This is a genomic window from Synechococcus sp. MIT S9508, assembly GCF_047303045.1.
Lineage (GTDB): Bacteria > Cyanobacteriota > Cyanobacteriia > PCC-6307 > Cyanobiaceae > Synechococcus_C.
This window is the reverse complement of record NZ_CP138941.1, coordinates 573,868-592,853: the sequence shown is the minus strand read 5'-3', so window position 1 is coordinate 592,853 and position 18,986 is coordinate 573,868. Positions and strand designations below refer to the sequence as shown.

The following is an 18,986-nucleotide window of genomic DNA, read 5'->3' as shown; positions in this document are numbered from 1 at the left end:
TGAAATGACAACGTTGATTCTGAGCCCGGGGGTTGCCTGCGTCTCAGCGGAGATGCAGGTTCAAGTCCCTGGATGTGGCCTGTCGGATCCGAGCACGAATGGTTCGTAATCCAAGACGTTCATGGGCTGCAACCCTGTGACAGCCATTGAAACCCCAGAGCTGACCATCCACTTCCAGCAGATCAATCGGTTCGCGCAAACCCTCCTTGCGAATCGAGGCCATCAGAGCTTCCACCTTGTCTTCGTCGAGAAATCGCTGCAGAGGTCTGCGGACGGAAGCCAACAGCACCTTGTCCACCCTCATGAGCGCACACTCGTAAAGCAATAGATCAATTGAATTTAGGTGGCGGTTAAAGTCGCCACCTCTCTTTTGAACTCCGATGCTGAGCGCCCTGCGCCGCGTGGCCGCCTTCTGCCTCTGCCTCGCCCTCTGTTTCGGCCTCGCAGCTTGTGATGGCAGCGCCAATGCCAATCCTGCCACCATCAGCCCAGAGGATATGGCTGTGATCCGCCGCCAGGTGGAAGGGTTCACGGCTGCCAGGGATCGGCTGCCTGAACTGGCCAAGCTCGTCGACGAACGCGACTGGACCTTCACTCGCAACCTGATCCATGGCCCCATGCAGGAAGTGGGCCGCGAAATGCTGTACATCAATCAGCGGCTGCTTCCCCAGGACCGAGCAGAAGCCAACAAATTGGCAACGTCCCTGAAGGACGCCATGGCTGATCTCGATGAAGCCGCTCGTCTGCAGGACAGCGCCAAACTTCAGAAGTCTTACGACGATCTTGAGGCTGACTTTGCCAATTACGCCGCTGTCATCCCCGAGCAGGCTCTGAGCTGATCGCATCCATCTCCGTCATTGGTGCCGGGGTCACCGGCACCGGCACCGCCTGGCAACTTGCCGAGCAAGGGCACAGCGTTCTGCTTGCAGACCCATCACTGGCTACGCCGATCCCAGATAGGCCGGCTGATCGTGATCTGAATGGAAGCACAGCCTCACTGGGCGTGCTCATGGGTCATGCCTTCCGCCGTTCGAGCGGTCGGGCCTGGAGATTGCGCCAACGCAGCATGGCGCTGTGGCCAGCCTGGGTTGAAGAACTCAACCATCCGGAATCACCTCTGCATCTGGACACTCCGCTGATCCAGCTCGCTGGCAGTGCCGATGAAGCCCAGCGGATGCAACAGCTTGCTGATTCAAGACTTTGTTCAGGACTGCAGTTCATCGCCAACGACAGGCTTGATGAGGCTGATCCGGTTTGGCCCCAGGCTGGTCACGGGGCAATGCTCTCCGAACGTGATGGACGGGTCGATCCTCTGCTGCTGTTGAAGGCCCTGAGGCGGAGCCTGATTCAACACAACGTGGAGCGACGGGCAACAAACGTCGTGGAACTGCGACGCCCTGGCAGCGGAACCCGGCGCCAGTGGCGCCTCATCACCGCTGAAGGAAGGAACGAGTCAGTGGATCTGGTGGTGATCTGCTCTGCTTTGGGCAGCATTCAACTGCTGCAGAGCCTTGGGCATCAACGCCCCATGGATGCCGTGCTCGGACAGGTGCTGGAGCTGCAGCTCAACAGGCCGGCCAAGCCATGGTCAGGCTGGCCAGCAGTGCTCACCTGCGGCGGCATCAATCTGATTCCCCACGGACACGATCGCATGTGGATCGGAGCCACGCTGGAACCTGGCGTGAACGCCGATCCTGCAGCCACAGAGACCATGAAACGCTTGAACGAGCTGGCCCCGAGTTGGCTTGACGATGCTCAACTGCTCGGCCAATGGCATGGCTTGCGTGCCCGACCACGAGGCAAACCTGCTCCTCTACTGGAAGAGATCGAACCTGGACTGCTGCTGGCATCAGGCCACTACCGCAACGGCGTCTTGCTGGCACCCGCAACCGCTGAATGGGTTAGCCAACACATTCATAAAGAATTGCTAACCAGCCCTTAAATCTGGACTCCTCGCATTGCAATAAGTTCAACCCGAGTGTTCTTCACTCTCCATCGATTTTTTTAGAAGAGTTCATGCAACGCTCTTTTCTCACGAGAACGCTGACTGTCATGTCGGGTGTGGCCGCAGGGCTCAGCCTGGCTGCTTGCTCCTCAAGTGGTGGTAGTGATGAAAAAGTCCAGGGAAAGCTCTCCGCAGCAGGCGCTTCCTTCCCTGCAGCCATTTACCAGCGATGGTTTCAGGGATTGTCGCCCCAAGGCGTGATGGTCAACTATCAATCCGTGGGGTCGGGTGCTGGTGTGCGTCAATTCACGGCGGAAACCGTCGATTTCGGCGCATCCGACAAGCCGATGAAACCTGAAGCCATCGCCAAGGTGAGTCGCGGTGTGGTGCAAATCCCAATGACCGCGGGTGCGATCGCCGTGGCTTACAACAACCCCGGCTGCGATCTATCACTCACCCAGCAACAACTGGCAGGCATTTTTCTCGGGCAGATCACGAACTACAGCGAACTCGGATGTGCCGACAAGGCGATCAATGTGGTTCACCGTTCCGATGGCTCCGGCACCACCTACAACTTCACGAAACATCTGGAAGCCATTAGCCCTGAATGGAAAAAGGATGTTGGTGCAGACAAGTCGGTCAAATGGCCAACCGGTGTTGGAGCCAAAGGCAATGAGGGTGTCTCCGCCCAGCTGAATCAAATCGCTGGAGGCATCGGTTATGTGGAATTGGCCTATGTGAAGGGTGTTCTCCAGGCCGCTGCAGTGCAGAACGCTTCGGGTGAACAGGTGAAGCCCACCAATGCCACAGCCAGCGAAGCTCTGGGTTCCATTGACCTCGGCCCCGATCTGATCGGAGGCAACCGCAATCCCAATGGGGGCTATCCGATCGTCACCTTCACCTGGGTGCTGGCCTATGAGACAGGCAACGACGACAAAACGGCACTGTTGAAGAAGACCTTCAACTACATGCTTTCCGAGGAAGCACAGTCGCAAGCTCCTGATCTGGGCTACGTCTCTTTGCCACCTGAAGTTGTGAGCCAAGCCAAAGCTGCTGCCGATTCCATCAACTGAACGATCGCAACCTCTAGATCAACTGCGTCTCAACCAACTCGCAAATCAAAAGGGAGCATTCGCTCCCTTTTTTATGCAACAAAAACCCCGTCTGATCACAGACGGGGAAAGCAACACAAGGATTCAAGCCACGTGGATTGGCCTTCAAGGATCACTTGGATTCAGTGAATTCAGCGTCGATCACATCATCGCCAGACTCACCAGATCCAGAACCCCCTCCGGGAGTCGCGCCTGAGTCGCCACCAGGAGCCGCACCGGCTTCAGCGCCAGCCTGTTGATAAACAGAGGCTCCAACGGTGTAAAGCTCCTGCTGCAATTCCTCAAGCAGGGTCTTCATCGCATCGTAATCCTCCTTCTCAGTGGCCTCCTTGAGCTTGGTGCGCTTCTCCTCCACCTTGGTCTTGGCGGCTGCATCAACCTTGTCGCCGAGCTCCTCCATCTGCTTCTCAGCCTGATAAACGAGGGTTTCAGCCTGGTTCTTGAGATCGATGCGCTCGCGCTTTTCCTTATCAGCGCTGGCATTGGCCTCGGCATCCTTGACCATGGTGTCCACCTCGGAGTCACTGAGGGTGGAGGCTCCAGTGATGGAGATGGATTGCTCCTTGCCGCTGCCCTTGTCCTTGGCGGTGACGCTGAGAATGCCGTTGGCATCGATGTCGAAAGTCACTTCAATCTGAGGCACGCCGCGGGGAGCAGCGGGAATGCCATCAAGACGGAAGGTTCCGAGGCTCTTGTTGTCGGACGCCATCTCGCGCTCACCCTGGAGCACGTGAATCTCCACGTTGGTCTGGCCGTCCACGGCAGTGGAGTAGGTCTCAGACTTCTTGGTGGGCACCGTGGTGTTACGGGTGATCATCTTGGTCATCACACCGCCGAGAGTCTCCACACCCAAAGAAAGAGGGGTGACGTCCAGCAACAGGATGTCCTTCACTTCACCGGCGAGCACACCGCCTTGGATGGCAGCACCTACGGCCACCACCTCATCAGGATTCACTGTCTGATTGGGATCCTTGCCTGTAACTCGCTTCACCAGTTCGAGCACAGCTGGAATCCGGGTGGAACCGCCCACCATTACGATCTCGTCCAGCTCACCGGACGACAACTTGGCGTCCTTGAGCGACTGCTCAACAGGCACACGACAGCGGTCAATCAATTTGGACGCCAGTTCCTCGAACTTGCCTCGGGTCAGGGTGAGGTCGAGATGCTTGGGCCCTTCTGGAGTGGCCGTGATGAACGGCAGATTGATCTCGCTCTGAGTGGCACTGGAGAGTTCAATCTTGGCTTTTTCAGCAGCTTCGGTGAGGCGCTGAAGAGCCTGCTTGTCCTGACGCAGATCAATGCCCTCATTGGACTTGAAGGTGTCGGCAAGGTGATCAACGATCACCTTGTCAAAGTCATCACCGCCGAGGTGGGTGTCACCGGAGGTCGACAAAACCTCAAAGACACCATCACCAACCTCGAGAACCGACACGTCGAAGGTTCCACCACCGAGGTCGAACACCAGAATCCGCTCATTGCTCTTTTTATCGAGCCCGTAAGCCAAAGCCGCAGCGGTGGGCTCGTTGATGATGCGCAGCACCTCAAGGCCGGCAATCTTGCCCGCATCTTTGGTGGCCTGACGCTGGGAATCATTGAAGTAAGCGGGAACGGTGATCACCGCCTGGGTCACAGACTCTCCGAGGTACTTGCCGGCATCTTCTGTCAGCTTGCGCAGCACCTGGGCAGACACCTCCTCAGGGGCGAACTGCTTCTCGAGAACCGGACACTTGACCTTCACATTGGAGCCAGCCTTCTCCACCGTGTAACTGACTTCCTTCGACTCCTCGTTCACTTCATCAACCCGACGGCCGATGAATCGCTTCACGGAATAAAAGGTGTTGTCGGGATTCATTACCGCCTGGCGCTTGGCGATCTGACCCACCAGTTGATCCTGGTTCTTGGTGTAGGCCACCACCGACGGCGTGGTGCGGAAGCCCTCGGCATTGGCGATCACGGTGGGCTTGCCGCCCTCCATCACCGACACACAACTGTTGGTGGTTCCGAGATCGATGCCGACAACCTTGCCCATCCGTGCCTCCTTGCTCCGCTTAGTAACTGATTAGATCCTCTGCATCTTCGGCAGAGGCAATGCCTCCAGGCGAGGTGTGGTTCCCGAACAGACCGATGACGCAGCAGGCTGGTGGAGAGGATCGCGCTTCCCCGAATGATCAGCGGAACCACTGCAGTCATCGGCTTGCTGGGACAACCCGTGAGCCACTCCCTGTCACCGGTGATGCACAACGCCGCCCTAGAGGCCATGGCGCTCGATTGGCGCTACTTGGCATTTCCCTGTGACGCTGAAGATCTGAAGGCGGTGCTCGATGGATTGCAAGCCATGGGGTGCCGCGGCCTGAGCGTGACGATTCCGCACAAGCAGCAGGTGGTGGGTCTCTGCCGAGAGCTGAGCCCCCTCGCCAAACGACTGGGTGCCGTGAACACGCTCACACCCCTCAAAGAAGGAGGCTGGCATGGCCACAACACTGATATGGAGGGTTTTCTGGCGCCACTGAAGCTGCAAGCAGAGCAGTGGCAGGGTGCCGAAGCAGTCGTGCTGGGCTGCGGTGGCAGCGCCAGGGCCGTGGTGGCGGGGCTGCAGCAACTTCCCCTAACCGCAATCCATGTCGCCGGTAGACGCCCTGATGCGCTGGCTGACTTTCTGAACGACCTGCGTGCAGGCCAGGGCAGCGACAGCGCGCCGCTGATCGCCATGAGCTTTGATCCGGAACCGCTCGGCAGGGTCTTGCAGCAATCGAAACTTGTGGTGAACACCACTCCTGTGGGAATGCAGGGCCATGGAGGTGACAACGCCATGCCGCTCGGCAGTGATCTCTGGGCAGGTGTTGATGCATCCGTGACCCTCTACGACCTGATCTATACGCCACGACCAACGCCTTGGCTTGCACTGGGTCAACAGCGCGGATGCCGCACCATCGATGGCCTGGAAATGCTGGTTCAGCAGGGAGCTGCCGCCCTGCGTCGATGGTCAGGTCGCGCGGATGTGCCGGTTGATCAGATGCGGGAAGGCGCTCTTCGAAGCCTGAATGCGCATCAGGCTTAACCCGAACGATCCCCCAACTGAATCGAATGACACGCTCTACGCTCGGGCCACTATCGAGGCTGCGATGGCCATTCCCGTCTGGCAACGGTTCCTGGGTCTGCTGGTGTACGTGCTGCCCTGGAGCGATGCGATTCCCTTCGGAAGCCATCTGATGGGTCAGTTCCCCTGGATGCAGTGGCTCACGCTGCCTGCATTGCCTCTGGTGCTGCTCGAGCGGGGCATCCCTTTCGGAAATCTGCTGGTGTTCTTCCTGCTGTTCCTGGCTGTCGTGCGCAATCCAAACGTGCCTTACTTCCTGCGCTTCAACACGCTCCAGGCCCTGCTGGTGGACATCATCGTGGTGCTGCTCGGCTACGCCTTTGCCATCCTGTTGCAACCGCTCAGCAGTGGTCTGATGCTGCGCACGCTTTCAAGCACGGTGGTGGTGGCGGTGCTGGCCGTGGTGCTCTTCGCTTTGATCGAATGCATCCGCGGCAGAGAGCCCGATCTTCCCGGGTTGAGCCAAGCGGTCCGCATGCAGCTCTACTGAGAGTGTCAACCCCAAGGAGATAGGCTGTTGAATCCGTCGCTCACGCAGTGAGCCTTCAGTCCCTGTCGGATCTGTCTCCATGACCCAGACGCCTTACTACGAGACCATGTACATCCTTCGACCGGACATTCCGGAAGAGGAAGTTGAGTCTCATCTCACCAAGTACCGCGACATCCTGGTGGAAACCGGTGCTGATGTTCTGGACAACCAGATGCGCGGCAAGCGTCGCCTCGCCTATCCGATCGCGAAGCATAAGGAAGGCATCTACGTTCAGCTGAGCCACAACGGTGATGGACAGCAGGTTGCGGTTCTTGAGAAAGCCATGCGCCTCAGCGAAGACGTCATCCGCTATCTCACCGTCAAGCAAGAGGGACCACTCCCGGCTCCCCGCGTGGCTCCAGGCACTGAACCCGCAGCACAGCCTGAAACAGCCGAAGCTTCCGCTTGAAGCAAGGGCATTGATCAACTGCTGACCGGGCGATACCGTTCGGTCATGCAGCCTCAGGAAGCCGACCATCAGGCACCATTGCCTCTCTGGAACCCATCACTGGACGTGGTGCAGGCTGACCGAGAGCACGAACACGAAACGGATGCTCTGCGAGCGCGCATCTCTGAACTCGAAAAGATGATCGAGGGTTATGAATCCCTGCTGAGTGAGCTTCCAGAGCTGTTTGAGCGCAAATTTCAGCAACGCCTCGAACCACTGATGGAGCGTTACCGGCTGCTAGCGAGAGCGCAGCAGATGCTGGGTGAACCTGCTTTGCCCCTGATTGAGGAGCGTTCCAAGCCGCTGAGCGACATTCCCATTCCCTTCCTGGAACGTTGGCGCAACACACGACAGAACCTTCAACGGCGATCCGATCGGAACGCCGCCTGATTCAGTCCGCAACTCACAAATAACTAACGACGTCGGGCTGCCGACCAGAGCCGAATGGGCAATCCCCAGATGTAGATGAAACCCTCTGCAGCACGGTGATCAAATTGATCGTCGCTTCCATAGGAGGCCATCTCAGGAACGTAGAGGCTGCTGTCTCTGGACCTGCGCCCCGTGACGATGGCATTGCCCTTCTGCAGTCGAAGGCGGACCATGCCATTCACGTGGGTCTGAGTGCGATCCATGAATCCATCCAGAGCTTCCTTGAGCGGTCCGAACCAGAGGCCCTGATACACCAGATCCGCCCACTGCATCTCCAGTTGACGCTTGGTGCGAAGCACATCAGCAGCCAGTGTGAGGCTCTCCAGTTCCTGATGGGCCTGAATCAGCAGGAGCAAACCGGGAGTTTCATAGATCTCTCGGCTCTTGATACCGACCACCCGGTTTTCGATCATGTCGAGCCTGCCGATACCGTGCATTCCGGCTAAACGGTTGGCTTCACGAATTAGCTCAACCGGAGCCAGCCGCACGCCATCAATGCTCACAGGGTTACCTGCCTCGAAGCCGATTTCAATCTCCTGAGCCTGAGACGGCGCCGCATCCACGGAAACGCTCATCGCAAACACCTCCTCCGGAGGCGAAACCATCGGATCCTCAAGCGGACCCGCCTCGACGCTGCGGCCCAGCAGGTTGAGGTCGATTGAATAGGGAGACTTCTTGCTCACTGGAGCGGGAATCCCACAACGCTCGCCGTAGGCAATGGTCTCCTCGCGGCTCATTCCCCATTCACGGGCAGGTGTGAGCACCTTCAGATCAGGAGCCAAGGCAGCAATCGCCACGTCAAAGCGCACCTGATCGTTGCCCTTGCCGGTGCAGCCATGAGCCACGGCATCGGCGTCAACCTCCCGAGCCACCTCCACGAGGCTTCTGGCGATCAGCGGACGTGCCAGGGCTGTGGAGAGTGGATAGCGGCCTTCATACAAAGCATTGGCCCGGATCGCTGGAAAAGCGAACTCCTCGATGAAAGGTTGAATCAGATCACCAACCAGAGACTGACTTGCACCAGCGTCCAGAGCCTTCAGGCGAATCGGCTCCAACTCATCACCCTGACCGAGGTCTGCAGCGAAGGTGATCACCTCGTCGACTCCCCACTCCTGCTTGAGGTAAGGAATGCAGACACTGGTGTCCACACCTCCGGAATACGCGAGCACAACCTTCTTGGCGCGTCCCATCAAGCGGACTCCTGATCTGTATCGGAACTACTCCGATTCTCCACTCCCGCGGGACGACCAGAGCAGCCATCCAGCCATCAGCCCTGAAGGCACGAACAGGAGAACCAGCACAGGAACGGCACTGGGCTGCAGAGGCTGTGGATGGTGCTGTCCCCAGACGCGCAGAAGCGCACTGATCAGTAGAGAGATTCCCCAGACGGAAGCGAGAATCGCCGCTTTCTTCAAAAACAGGAAATGCGCAGTCTTCTATGATGAAGGATTGGCTCTGAAGATCTTGTCCTCAGCTCTCACAGACTTGAGCGGCCTCGACAACGTCAACCCGGCCCTGACCCGTTACGGACGCAAAGAGCCTGCACCGGTGCTTCCGCTGCGAGAGGAGCCCGATTTGTTGAGCTGGCTTGAAACCAGCGGTCGCCTGGTGGAGGACGAGGAGTCCAGTTCACCCGAGGTGAGCACGGTGGAAGAGGAAGAGCTCTCCGCGCTGATGGGCGAGAAAGAGGACTACAAGGCCGAGGAAGAGAACGAAGAAAACTGGGAAGACTGATTTAAGGTCCCTGCGATTCGTCCACGGGACTTGAGCGCTTCTGCAGATCGATCCACTCGTCTCGACGGACGTGTTCCAGCTGCTGTGTTGATCATGGCCGTCGTGATGGCGGCCTTTGCATCAGACCGCTGGATTCCCAACAGCCTGCTGAGCCTCCCACTGCTCACGGCAACGCTGATCTCTGCTGTTGTCACCTGGTGGGGAACACCGCGACTGCGGGCACTGAAGATGGGCCAGGTGATCCGAACCGAGGGTCCTGAAACGCATCAAACTAAATCCGGCACGCCAACGATGGGTGGCCTGCTGGTGGTCCCCATCGGCGTGATTGCAGGATGCTTGATCAGCTGGGAAGGCCGCAGCGCCGCCCAATTGTTGGCTGTTGGTCTGGTCACGCTGGCCTACATGGTGATTGGCGGCATCGATGACTGGAGCAGCCTCACCAAACGCACCAACACAGGCCTGAAACCCAGAGGGAAAATTCTGTTGCAAAGTGCAGCAGCCATCGTGTTTCTGGGCTGGTCAGCCTGGCAGGGATGGATCCCTGCCACGGTGAACCTGCCCTTCGGGATGGTGATTGCTTTTGGCTGGCTGATCTGGCCACTGGGTTTGTTTGTGTTCCTTGCGGAAAGTAACGCCACCAACCTCACCGATGGACTGGACGGCCTCGCCTCAGGCTGCGGGGCCCTCATCTTCACAGGTCTGGGATTGCAGTTGATGCTGCGCGGCAACGAGGGTGACCCTGCTATGGCAGCGTTCTGCATGGCGATGGCCGGTTGCTGGCTCGGCTTTCTGATTCACAACCGCAACCCGGCACGCGTGTTTATGGGAGATACGGGCTCCCTGGCGATGGGTGCTTCACTCAGTGCCGTGGCGTTGCTGACCAACAGCCTCTGGCCGCTGCTGGTGATGGGTGGTGTTTTCCTGGCTGAATCGCTGTCGGTGATCATCCAGGTGTGGGTGTTCAAGGCGACCAAGGGGCCGGATGGTGTGGGACGCCGGGTGTTGCGAATGGCCCCTCTCCATCACCATTTCGAACTGGGTGGAACATCTGAGCAGGTGGTGGTGCCGATGTTCTGGCTCGCGACAGCAGGGCTGATCATGCTGGGTATCGTTCTCCGCCCCACCTGAGCCGGCCGACAATGAGTTACTTCACCTGGAAAGAAGCAGGTCTAACCGCCGACTGCACCAGCCTTGAGGCAATGGCCTCTCGCTTCGAGGAGGCCGCCAGCCTGATGCGCCGCATGGCCGACAGAGGATTCGTGCTGGAACAGCGCAATGGCGCTCAACACATCACCCACACGGATGCTGACATCTTCCAGTCGTGGGGCTTTGTGAACGAGGAACCAGCGGAACGCCAACTGACCCTGATGCATGACCTCGAACCGTGAGGCTGATGGATCTCAGACCCTCGTGCGCAGAGCTCCAACGAGCCAGACGATGACAAACGCCAGCAGCGAAGCACCCAGATAGATCAAGGCCCATTTCTGCACCGTGGCGATCTCCCAGCCGAACATCAGCCCATCAGCAGCATCTCCAGCCGTCGTAAATGCGACGGGAGTGAAGCTCAGTGATGAGAGCATCAGGCGTGGGGCGAGGATCAATCCATGCTGCCCTGAAAAAGGCCATGACGACGTTTCCAGCCACCGTGATGCTGTTAGGCAGTGGTGAACTCGGCAAAGAGGTAGCCATTGCCGCCCAGCGCCTGGGCTGCAGGGTGATCGCCTGCGATCGCTACGCCGGGGCACCGGCCATGCAGGTGGCAGATCTGGCGGAGGTGCTGCCGATGACCGAGCCTGAGGCACTGCTGGAGGTGGTGCGACGCCACAGGCCCAGCGTGGTAATTCCAGAGATTGAAGCTCTGGCCGTGAATGCACTGGCCGAACTGGAGGACGAAGGCATCACCGTGATTCCCACGGCCCGCGCCACTGCCGTGACAATGAACCGTGATCGAATCCGCGACCTGGCATCAGCAGAGCTTGAGCTGAGCACCGCTCGCTTCGCCTATGCGTCCAGTGCCGAAGACCTGCACAACGCTGCAGAACCCTTGGGGTGGCCGGTGGTTGTGAAACCGGTGATGAGCTCCTCCGGGAAGGGGCAGAGCGTGGTGAAAAACGCTGAAGATCTTGATCAGGCGTGGGAAGCGGCCATGGCCAATGCACGTGGCACCTCCAACCAGGTGATCGTGGAAGAGTTCCTGCACTTTGATCAGGAAATCACTCTGCTCACAATCCGCCAACGCGACGGATCCACCCTTTTCTGCCCACCGATCGGACATGAACAGGCCAATGGTGACTATCAATGCAGCTGGCAGCCGGCCCAACTGAGCGAAGAGCAGTTACACAAAGCGCAGACCATGGCCCGCACCGTGACCGACAACCTGGGGGGGGCCGGTCTGTTCGGAGTGGAGTTTTTTCTCTGCGGTGATGAGGTGATTTTTTCAGAGCTGTCCCCGCGTCCCCATGACACGGGTCTTGTCACTCTGATCAGCCAGAACCTCAGTGAGTTCGAACTGCATCTGAGAGCTGTGCTTGGTTTGCCGATCCCAACGATCCGTTGTGCCACAGCGGCTGCCAGCAGAGTGATTCTTGCGGACCGTCATGGCAGCCGGGTGAGCTTCAGCGGCCTGGAGTCAGCGCTGAGCGAACCCGACACCCAAGTGTTGTTGTTCGGGAAAGAAGAGGCCCGCCCCGGCCGGCGCATGGGTGTGGCTCTGGCTTGTGGCGACCACCGAGCTGATGCCCAGGCAAAGGCTGATCGCAGCGCTGGTGCTATGACGCTTCAGATCGAGGCCTAATCCAGTCGGGACCGGGCGTTGAGGAAGCGGTAGTGCTGGAGACCCTCCAGCACACCCATCAAACGCGACCGATTGGCGAAATAAACCCGCTGCTGATGGCGACAGCCATCGAGACAGGGGTCATGATCGGCAGTCACCACAGCCGCCGGCAGACCTTGGACCAGCTCCGCATCCCCCTGCTGACTGGCCACCACAAGAATGTGTTCCAGAGGCAAACCCCAGCGCAGCGATAGAAAGCGAATCGCCTCACTCAGCGAGGCCCGCATGGGAAGCACATCAAGGAACCAGTGACAGCGCAATTGAGGCCTTGCATGCAGGCCGCTCTGGCGCAAACGCTGGCGAATCAGCGGCAACACGGAAGGGCCCGGTTGCTCCAGCAGATAACTGACCTTGAACTGACCCTGGTGCTCAGGTTTCTGCAGTTTGATGTGATCGCCAAGATCGGAGAGGGTCTGCTCCACAGACTCGCGCTGCCAGTCAACGCTGATCTGAGCCTGCCAGAAGCGATCTGCCTGCTCCTCTTCGCCGTAGTGGATCTGTGTACCCGCCTGGGTGATCCAGACCTGCGGGTCAGGCAAATGAAGCTCCGAGAAACGCTGCCGGGCCACACCGAGAGGCCGTCCAGTGGTGATGCCGAAGCTGGTCTGGGCAGCTTGGGCAGACGGTGCCGTCAGCTGTTGACGCAAACTCTGCAGATCCTTGAGATCCGGCTGTTCAAGACTGCTGTCGAGATCCAGCAGCAGCAGACGGGAGCCAAAAGGACTCAGCCCCAATGGCGTCGCCAACAGTTGCGACGAAACAGTCACCGTGCTCGAGCGCTTCAGACGCTCTTGCATCAGCGCCAGGTAACCGCAGACATGAGCATCCCAGCTGTAGTGACGGCTGACAGCCTCCACGCCGTTGTCGCTCCACCGCCGCCAGCGATCGCGATCAGCACCGGCACGCTCCAATCCATCCTGGAGCGATTCCCGGTCGGTCACGTCAACGACAAGTCCGTTGTCGCAACGACTCAGAATCTCTCGAGGCCCCCCGTCATCGGTGGCAACCATCGGCAAACCCGATGCCGCAGCCTCAAGCAGCGTGAGACCGAAAGGCTCGGTTAGCGCTGGATTGATGAACAAACCGCGTTGAGCCGCGGCCCAGCGATAGATGGCCGGGACTTGATCAAGGCGATGGTGCTTGGGATAGGCAACGGAGCCATAGAGGTCATAACGGTCAACCAGATCAAAGATCTGCTGAAAAACCTCCCGCTGCTGACGATCCATCTGGCGAGAGTCCTCACGATTGCCAAGCACGAGCACCAGGTTGTGACGCTGCCGCAGGACCGCAGATCGACCAAATGCTTCAACGAGCGCAGGGATGTTTTTGCGCCGGTCTGCACGGCAAATGGCCAGCAGAGGTGGACGCTCGGGCTCCCTCAGAAATGAACTCAAGAGCTCTGACACCTCAGTGAACTCATCCGAGTTGCCTTGAGGATGAAAACGTCTGCTATCTACACCCGGTGGCACGACCTCCGCATGGTCAGGGTTGAAGCAGCCATAACGGGCGTATTGCTCATCACGCTCCTGTCGCGTGCTGGTGATCACCAGATCGGAATGAGCAAGAGCCAGTTCCTCAGCATCGATGCGCCGACTGATCGAATAATTCTGCTCGATCTGTTCATGCTCTCCACCAGCCGCAAGCAGACGGCGCAACTTCTCACGTCCTAGGGAATGGCCTGTATATGCAAGGGGAATTCCAAGACGTCGACTGACCAGGGCCCCCACATAGCCGGCATCGGCGTAATGGGCGTGAATCCAGTCGGGACGATTGTCGCTGTCACGAAGATGACGAACCAGCTGATCGGCGAGCTCATCGAGATACGGCCAAAGCTGTTCCTTACGCAAATAACGCCGCGGACCAAAACTGAATCGTCGGATCGATGCACAAGGTGCAATCGGCTCGAGAGGTTTGGAATAGTCGAGAGACACTCGCCGATCCTGAATCAGCCGCGTGACGACCTCGACATGAGCCACCTCGGCGCGATTGGCCAGGCTGCGGGCCAGTTCCAACACGTAGAGGGTCTGACCTCCAGTGTCCGCATCACGGCCAAGCTCCAAATCCTGCGAGCGAAATAAGCCATGGAGATGAAGATGCAGCAGCTTCAGTCCCACAAGACCTCCAACACGTTCAGGAACAGGTCCTGGTGTCCGATCAAGGGTTAGGTGATCTAGAACTTCGAAAAGATAAAAACAATCTGACAACTGAAAGACGGCAATGCAAAAACACGCCCAAATCGCTTGCCTTCAAGGTGGTTTAAGGCCGACCAGCACTGTGACTTGAGAATTTTTTGGATGTAGAAATGCAGACAAAAAAGTCTTGTTTACAACACTGATATGGCGTAAAGAATTTTCATAATTGGCTGGTGACATCCATCAGTGGCACACGTTGATGACCCCAACCACCGCCCTGGAAGCTGAGCGAATCAGTGATTCCCAGATGATCATTGATCCAAGCAAGGATCAAGGGTCCCAGGATCGGTGGTTCTTCAGCACCCACAGGAGCCCAGAGATTGAAGTGATCACCTCCTGAGGCCAACACAATGCGGTGTCCATTGGCCAAAGGCTGACCATTGCGAAGCGGAACGACCGCTTCAGGATCCGATGGAACAACCCAATCGCGGGTCCCGCTTACCAGCAGCACCTTGGCATGCATCGACGGGCCACTGGCTTCGTCGAACAGCAGTCGTAGAGGAGGACTGACCACAACCGCTGTCCGAACCCTGAGATCAGCCAACGAGCCGTGATCGGCACCTTTGAGCCAGCTGCACTGCAAAACCCAGCTGAGGTTGCGGTCTGGATCACGTGGATCCTGACAACGGGCACTCAGCTTTCGGCTTGTGGTCTGAAGACCACCCAGCTGCAGAGCCGCGGTGGCACCCCAGGAATGACCCACAACCGCAACGGAATCGGTTTGCACAGAGGAACCAGAAAGCAGATTGCCGGTTTCGACCGCATCAATCACGGCCGTGACATCCATCGGACGCAAACGCAGTTCTTCTGAAGCCGGCGGTGGCTGTTTGCCCTTGATCATCAACTCCTGCTGCTTTGCGTCACTGCCCGGGTGACCGGGAAGCAACACGGAATAGCCATGGGCAGCGAGCAGATAGGCCCACCCCTCAAAACTGGAGGGGTCATCCCAGAGCCCATGGGAGATCACCACCAATCGACCGTTGGACTTTGCGTTCGGGAAGATCTCCGTGACCTGTAGAGGTTGCGGACGATGGTTCACCGCAACGGAGCGTTGCCTGCGGGTCCAGCCGGATGCCGCTGCAGCGACGATCGTTGAAGACACAGGCTTGGCTGCGGTGCCCTTTTGCACCAAGGCCCGTGCATCGTCCTGGTTGGCTCTGAGTCTTTTGGCGTAGAAAGAGAGCGCCTGCAAATTGATCGAGAGCTCATCTCCTGGAACTTGACGCAAAAATCCCAGTAGATGGGGCTGATCATCCCGATAGGCCGCGGCCAGAGCCTTAGACACCATGCGCCCGCTGGTGTCGGCTGGAAGACCCTTGACCTCAACCAATTCGGAAACAGCCAAAAGCAGCTGTTCAAAAAGGGGATGGCCAAGAGATTGGCGAACAATGCTGCTGGTTTCTTCAGGGAGAGGGGCCGTCAGCAGCGATTCAATCAACTTCTGCACAGATCCATCGCCTGCCAAATCCAGCTCCTGCAGATCTGGATTGGAATCGATCAGCTCCCAAGCATTGGTGGCCCTACTCAAATCCAGGCTGATGTTCTCATCCAGCAAAGGCAAGGTGAAGGTGAGCCGCTCAACCGCTTCCACCGGTTGGGCGACCAGCAGCGAAGCCAAGGCTGCAGCCAAGCCTCGCAAGCGGAAATACGGGAAGGACGTCATGCCGCCAGAGGAGCACTCTGAGGGGGATGTTGCTTCAGAACCCTGGCGAGATAGCGACCGGTGTAACTGGTTGGGTGCTGGGCCAACTCTTCTGGAGTTCCACAGGCCACCAACTCTCCACCGCGATCACCACCCTCGGGACCGAGATCGATCAACCAGTCGGAACAACGAATCACATCGAGATTGTGTTCAATGCAGATAATCGAATTCCCCTTGTCCACAAGACGCTGCATCACATCCATCAGCTTGTGCACGTCATAGAAACTCAGGCCAGTAGTGGGCTCATCAATCAGGTACAGCGTCTTGCCGGTGGCCCTGCGGGACAGTTCAGTGGCCAACTTCACCCGTTGCGCCTCACCGCCGGAGAGCGTGGGTGCCGGCTGACCCAGCTTCACGTACCCAAGACCCACATCCACCAGGGTCCGTAGTCGGTCAGCCGCCTGCGGAATGGCAGAAAACACGTCTGCCGCCTGCTCAACGGTCATCTCCAGAACGTCGGCGATGGTGTGCCCCTTGTAGGTGACCTGAAGAGTCTCACGATTGAATCGGGCGCCCTTGCACACGTCGCACTGCACATACACATCCGGCAGGAAATTCATCTCGATCACATTGACCCCCTGACCGCGACAGGCTTCGCAGCGACCGCCCTTGACGTTGAAACTGAACTGACCCACCTGATAACCGCGGGCCTTCGCTTCAACCGTGGCTGCAAACACCTGACGAATCGGATCAAAGGCACCGGTGTAGGTGGCGGGGTTGGAACGGGGAGTCCTGCCGATCGGTGACTGATCGATCACGATCACCTTGTCGATCGACTTGAGGCCACGCATCTCGCCGAGACCGTTGGGGAAAGGCACCTTGTGGCCGAGGCCATGCTCCAGCGCAGGGTGAAGCAACTCATTCACCAACGTGCTCTTGCCGCTACCGCTCACTCCAGTAATGGAGACCAGGCGTCCGAGCGGAAACTCCACGCTCAGGTCTTTGAGATTGTTGCGATTGCAGTTGAGCAGCTTGAGGCTGCGAGTCCCTGCCGAGCGCCGTTCCGGAGGCGTGGGAATGCTTCGCTCACCACTGAGATAAGCACCTGTCACGGAGTCCTCCGCGTTCAGGAGATCATCCAGAGATCCTTGCGCCACTATGTGGCCTCCGTGCACACCGGCTCCTGGACCGATATCCACCACGTGATCGGCAGCGCGAATGGTGTCTTCATCGTGTTCCACAACCACCAGCGTGTTCCCCAGATCACGGAGACGCTCAAGGGTGGCGAGCAGGCGATCGTTGTCTCGCTGGTGCAAACCAATGCTTGGTTCATCGAGCACATACAGCACTCCGGTGAGACCGGCACCGATCTGAGTCGCCAGACGGATTCGCTGCGCTTCTCCACCGGACAGCGTCATCGCCGGCCGATCAAGGCTCAGATAGTCGAGACCAACATCCAGCAGAAAACGCAATCGCATGCGGATCTCGCGCAGCACGAGATCTCCGATCTGCATCTGACGGTTCGTGAGAAGTGGTTCACTGCCCTCGAAAGCACCCTCACCCATCAACTGCTCAATCCGGTCAAGGGTCTGGCCCACGCTCACAGCGGTGAGATCCGTGATTCGGAAGCAGCCCATGCGCACGGCCAATGCCTCAGGGCGCAATCTTTTGCCTGCACAACTGGAGCAGGGAACCAGTTCCAGATATTTCTCCAACTTCTGACGCTGGGCTTCACCACTGGCATCACGCAACTGCCGCTCAAGAATCGGCAGGATCCCCTCAAAAGGACGCTGATAGGCACCGGTTCCCTTGCGATAACGGCTATCGGCCTGAATCAGGATCGGTTCGCGACTGCCATTGAGCAGTACATCCTGCTGCTCTTCGGACAGGTCTTTCCAGGGAGTCTTGATCTCGAACCCAAAGGCCTCCCCAACGGAATAAAGCAGGGAGAAGTAATAGGAATTGTCTTTCTCGGCCCAGGGAGCCACTGCGGCGTAGACAGGCAGTGAGGGATCTGGAACCACTCGCTCAGGCGTGAACTTGCGCAGGTGGCCGATTCCATGGCAAGCCTCGCAAGCACCGTAAGGACTGTTAAACGAGAACAGCCTTGGTGAAAGCTCTTCCATGATCGCCCCATGCTCGGGGCAAGCGAAATTCTCGGAGAACAAACGCTCCCGGTCGACTCCTTCAGGAAGTTGCTCGTCCTTTTTAGGAACCACCTCAACGATGGCCAAGCCATCTCCGCGTTTCAGTGAGGTGCGCAGGGAATCAGTGAGTCGTTCCTGGATTCCCTCACGAGCAACAAGCCGATCGACCACCACTTCGATGTTGTGGCTTTGGTTCTTGTCGAGTTCGATGTTGTCGGCCAGCTCGCGCACCTCTCCATCGATCCGCACCCGGGCAAAACCTTCGGCGGCCAGGCCGCTGATCAATTTGGCGTGGGTGCCCTTCTTGCCACGCACAACCGGAGCAAGCAGCTGATACCGCGTGGATTCAGGCAAGGTGAGGATCTGATCAACCATTTCATCAATGGTCTGCGGCCGGATCGGACGATCACACTTAGGGCAATGCGGATCGCCGGCCCGACCAAACAACAGACGCAGATAATCCTGAATCTCGGTGACGGTTCCGACAGTCGAACGTGGGTTGTGACTGGTGGATTTCTGATCGATCGAGATCGCCGGTGAAAGGCCTTCAATGGCATCAACATCCGGCTTGTCGACCTGACCCAGAAACTGACGCGCGTAGGCGGAAAGACTCTCGACGTAGCGACGCTGACCCTCAGCGAAAATGGTGTCGAAAGCCAGGGAGCTTTTACCGCTGCCGCTCACCCCGGTGAACACCACCATCTTGTTGCGAGGGATGGTGAGATCAACGTTCTTGAGATTGTGCTGGCGAGCACCGCGAACGCGAATCACGTTCTCTTCTGATCCAATCGCGAGTTTCACTGGCTCCGCAGGAGACGAGGCCTTTGATGTGGGAGCGGTTCGCCCCATACGGCTGGATCTCAGGAACTGATGATTCT

Annotated in this window: 19 protein-coding genes; 11 read left to right on the top strand and 8 right to left on the bottom strand. The window is 58.2% G+C overall.

Features of this window, described 5'->3' with window-relative positions:
• Positions 1 to 43: 43 nt before the first annotated feature.
• Entirely contained in the window at positions 44 to 289 is a 246-nt protein-coding gene (locus SIB42_RS02995) for a sulfiredoxin (RefSeq protein ID WP_413328617.1), read from the bottom strand.
• Positions 290 to 380: 91 nt separating this feature from the next.
• Between SIB42_RS02995 and psbQ the strand changes: the two genes are divergently transcribed.
• The 3 genes from psbQ to pstS all read left to right on the top strand — a co-directional run bounded on the left by psbQ (position 381) and on the right by pstS (position 3,018).
• A complete protein-coding gene (gene psbQ / locus SIB42_RS02990; RefSeq protein ID WP_067093487.1) occupies positions 381 to 839 on the top strand; it encodes a photosystem II protein PsbQ in 459 nt (152 codons plus the stop codon).
• Positions 836 to 1,942 carry an NAD(P)/FAD-dependent oxidoreductase gene (locus SIB42_RS02985; protein ID WP_067093486.1) on the top strand — a complete coding sequence of 369 codons (1,107 nt, stop codon included), beginning with the start codon at positions 836 to 838 and terminating at the stop codon, positions 1,940 to 1,942. The genes psbQ and SIB42_RS02985 overlap by 4 nt, the downstream gene beginning before the upstream one ends.
• A 74-nt stretch (positions 1,943 to 2,016) precedes the next feature.
• On the top strand, positions 2,017 to 3,018 hold the full coding sequence (gene pstS, locus SIB42_RS02980; RefSeq protein WP_067093484.1) for a phosphate ABC transporter substrate-binding protein PstS: 1,002 nt from the start codon (positions 2,017 to 2,019) through the stop codon (positions 3,016 to 3,018).
• A gap of 151 nt (positions 3,019 to 3,169) precedes the next feature.
• On the opposite strand, the gene dnaK is transcribed toward pstS, so the two are convergent.
• A complete protein-coding gene (gene dnaK, locus SIB42_RS02975) occupies positions 3,170 to 5,086 on the bottom strand; it encodes a molecular chaperone DnaK (protein WP_067093478.1) in 1,917 nt (638 codons plus the stop codon).
• Between the two features lie 135 nt (positions 5,087 to 5,221).
• On the opposite strand from dnaK, the gene SIB42_RS02970 reads away from it, so the two are divergent.
• The 4 genes from SIB42_RS02970 to SIB42_RS02955 all read left to right on the top strand — a co-directional run bounded on the left by SIB42_RS02970 (position 5,222) and on the right by SIB42_RS02955 (position 7,521).
• On the top strand, positions 5,222 to 6,115 hold the full coding sequence (locus SIB42_RS02970; RefSeq protein ID WP_067093476.1) for a shikimate dehydrogenase: 894 nt from the start codon (positions 5,222 to 5,224) through the stop codon (positions 6,113 to 6,115).
• Between the two features lie 64 nt (positions 6,116 to 6,179).
• Positions 6,180 to 6,644: a Tic20 family protein gene (locus SIB42_RS02965; protein ID WP_067093818.1), complete on the top strand. Its 465-nt coding sequence runs from the start codon at positions 6,180 to 6,182 to the stop codon at positions 6,642 to 6,644.
• 79 nt (positions 6,645 to 6,723) lie between these two features.
• Positions 6,724 to 7,092, top strand: a complete 369-nt coding sequence (gene rpsF / locus SIB42_RS02960) for a 30S ribosomal protein S6 (RefSeq protein ID WP_067093473.1) — start codon at positions 6,724 to 6,726, stop codon at positions 7,090 to 7,092.
• Between the two features lie 45 nt (positions 7,093 to 7,137).
• Positions 7,138 to 7,521 (top strand): hypothetical protein, encoded by a 384-nt coding sequence (locus SIB42_RS02955; protein WP_067093470.1) that lies wholly within the window; start codon positions 7,138 to 7,140, stop codon positions 7,519 to 7,521.
• A 23-nt stretch (positions 7,522 to 7,544) separates the two neighbouring features.
• Here the strand turns inward: SIB42_RS02955 and SIB42_RS02950 are convergent, their stop codons facing one another.
• A complete protein-coding gene (locus tag SIB42_RS02950; protein ID WP_067093468.1) occupies positions 7,545 to 8,750 on the bottom strand; it encodes an argininosuccinate synthase in 1,206 nt (401 codons plus the stop codon).
• A gap of 27 nt (positions 8,751 to 8,777) precedes the next feature.
• Positions 8,778 to 8,975 carry a hypothetical protein gene (locus tag SIB42_RS02945; protein ID WP_067093465.1) on the bottom strand — a complete coding sequence of 66 codons (198 nt, stop codon included), beginning with the start codon at positions 8,973 to 8,975 and terminating at the stop codon, positions 8,778 to 8,780.
• Positions 8,976 to 9,024: 49 nt separating this feature from the next.
• On the opposite strand from SIB42_RS02945, the gene SIB42_RS02940 reads away from it, so the two are divergent.
• From SIB42_RS02940 to SIB42_RS02930, 3 genes are all read left to right on the top strand, one after another.
• Positions 9,025 to 9,294 carry a DUF3134 domain-containing protein gene (locus SIB42_RS02940; RefSeq protein WP_082825010.1) on the top strand — a complete coding sequence of 90 codons (270 nt, stop codon included), beginning with the start codon at positions 9,025 to 9,027 and terminating at the stop codon, positions 9,292 to 9,294.
• Positions 9,295 to 9,387: 93 nt separating this feature from the next.
• Positions 9,388 to 10,422 carry a phospho-N-acetylmuramoyl-pentapeptide-transferase gene (gene mraY / locus SIB42_RS02935; protein ID WP_231856370.1) on the top strand — a complete coding sequence of 345 codons (1,035 nt, stop codon included), beginning with the start codon at positions 9,388 to 9,390 and terminating at the stop codon, positions 10,420 to 10,422.
• A gap of 11 nt (positions 10,423 to 10,433) precedes the next feature.
• Positions 10,434 to 10,682 (top strand): hypothetical protein, encoded by a 249-nt coding sequence (locus SIB42_RS02930; RefSeq protein WP_067093462.1) that lies wholly within the window; start codon positions 10,434 to 10,436, stop codon positions 10,680 to 10,682.
• A gap of 12 nt (positions 10,683 to 10,694) precedes the next feature.
• Here SIB42_RS02930 and SIB42_RS02925 read toward each other — a convergent pair whose 3' ends face one another.
• Entirely contained in the window at positions 10,695 to 10,874 is a 180-nt protein-coding gene (locus tag SIB42_RS02925) for a cytochrome B6 (protein ID WP_067093808.1), read from the bottom strand.
• Positions 10,875 to 10,918: 44 nt separating this feature from the next.
• Between SIB42_RS02925 and purT the strand changes: the two genes are divergently transcribed.
• Entirely contained in the window at positions 10,919 to 12,088 is a 1,170-nt protein-coding gene (purT, locus tag SIB42_RS02920; RefSeq protein ID WP_067093459.1) for a formate-dependent phosphoribosylglycinamide formyltransferase, read from the top strand.
• On the opposite strand, the gene SIB42_RS02915 is transcribed toward purT, so the two are convergent.
• The 3 genes from SIB42_RS02915 to uvrA all read right to left on the bottom strand — a co-directional run bounded on the left by SIB42_RS02915 (position 12,085) and on the right by uvrA (position 18,957).
• Positions 12,085 to 14,241 carry an HAD family hydrolase gene (locus tag SIB42_RS02915; protein WP_067093811.1) on the bottom strand — a complete coding sequence of 719 codons (2,157 nt, stop codon included), beginning with the start codon at positions 14,239 to 14,241 and terminating at the stop codon, positions 12,085 to 12,087. The two genes, purT and SIB42_RS02915, sit on opposite strands and share 4 nt — an antisense overlap.
• Before the next feature lie 238 nt (positions 14,242 to 14,479).
• On the bottom strand, positions 14,480 to 15,982 hold the full coding sequence (locus SIB42_RS02910; protein ID WP_067093457.1) for an alpha/beta fold hydrolase: 1,503 nt from the start codon (positions 15,980 to 15,982) through the stop codon (positions 14,480 to 14,482).
• Positions 15,979 to 18,957, bottom strand: a complete 2,979-nt coding sequence (uvrA, locus tag SIB42_RS02905) for an excinuclease ABC subunit UvrA (RefSeq protein ID WP_067093455.1) — start codon at positions 18,955 to 18,957, stop codon at positions 15,979 to 15,981. The genes SIB42_RS02910 and uvrA overlap by 4 nt, the downstream gene beginning before the upstream one ends.
• Positions 18,958 to 18,986 lie beyond the last annotated feature (29 nt).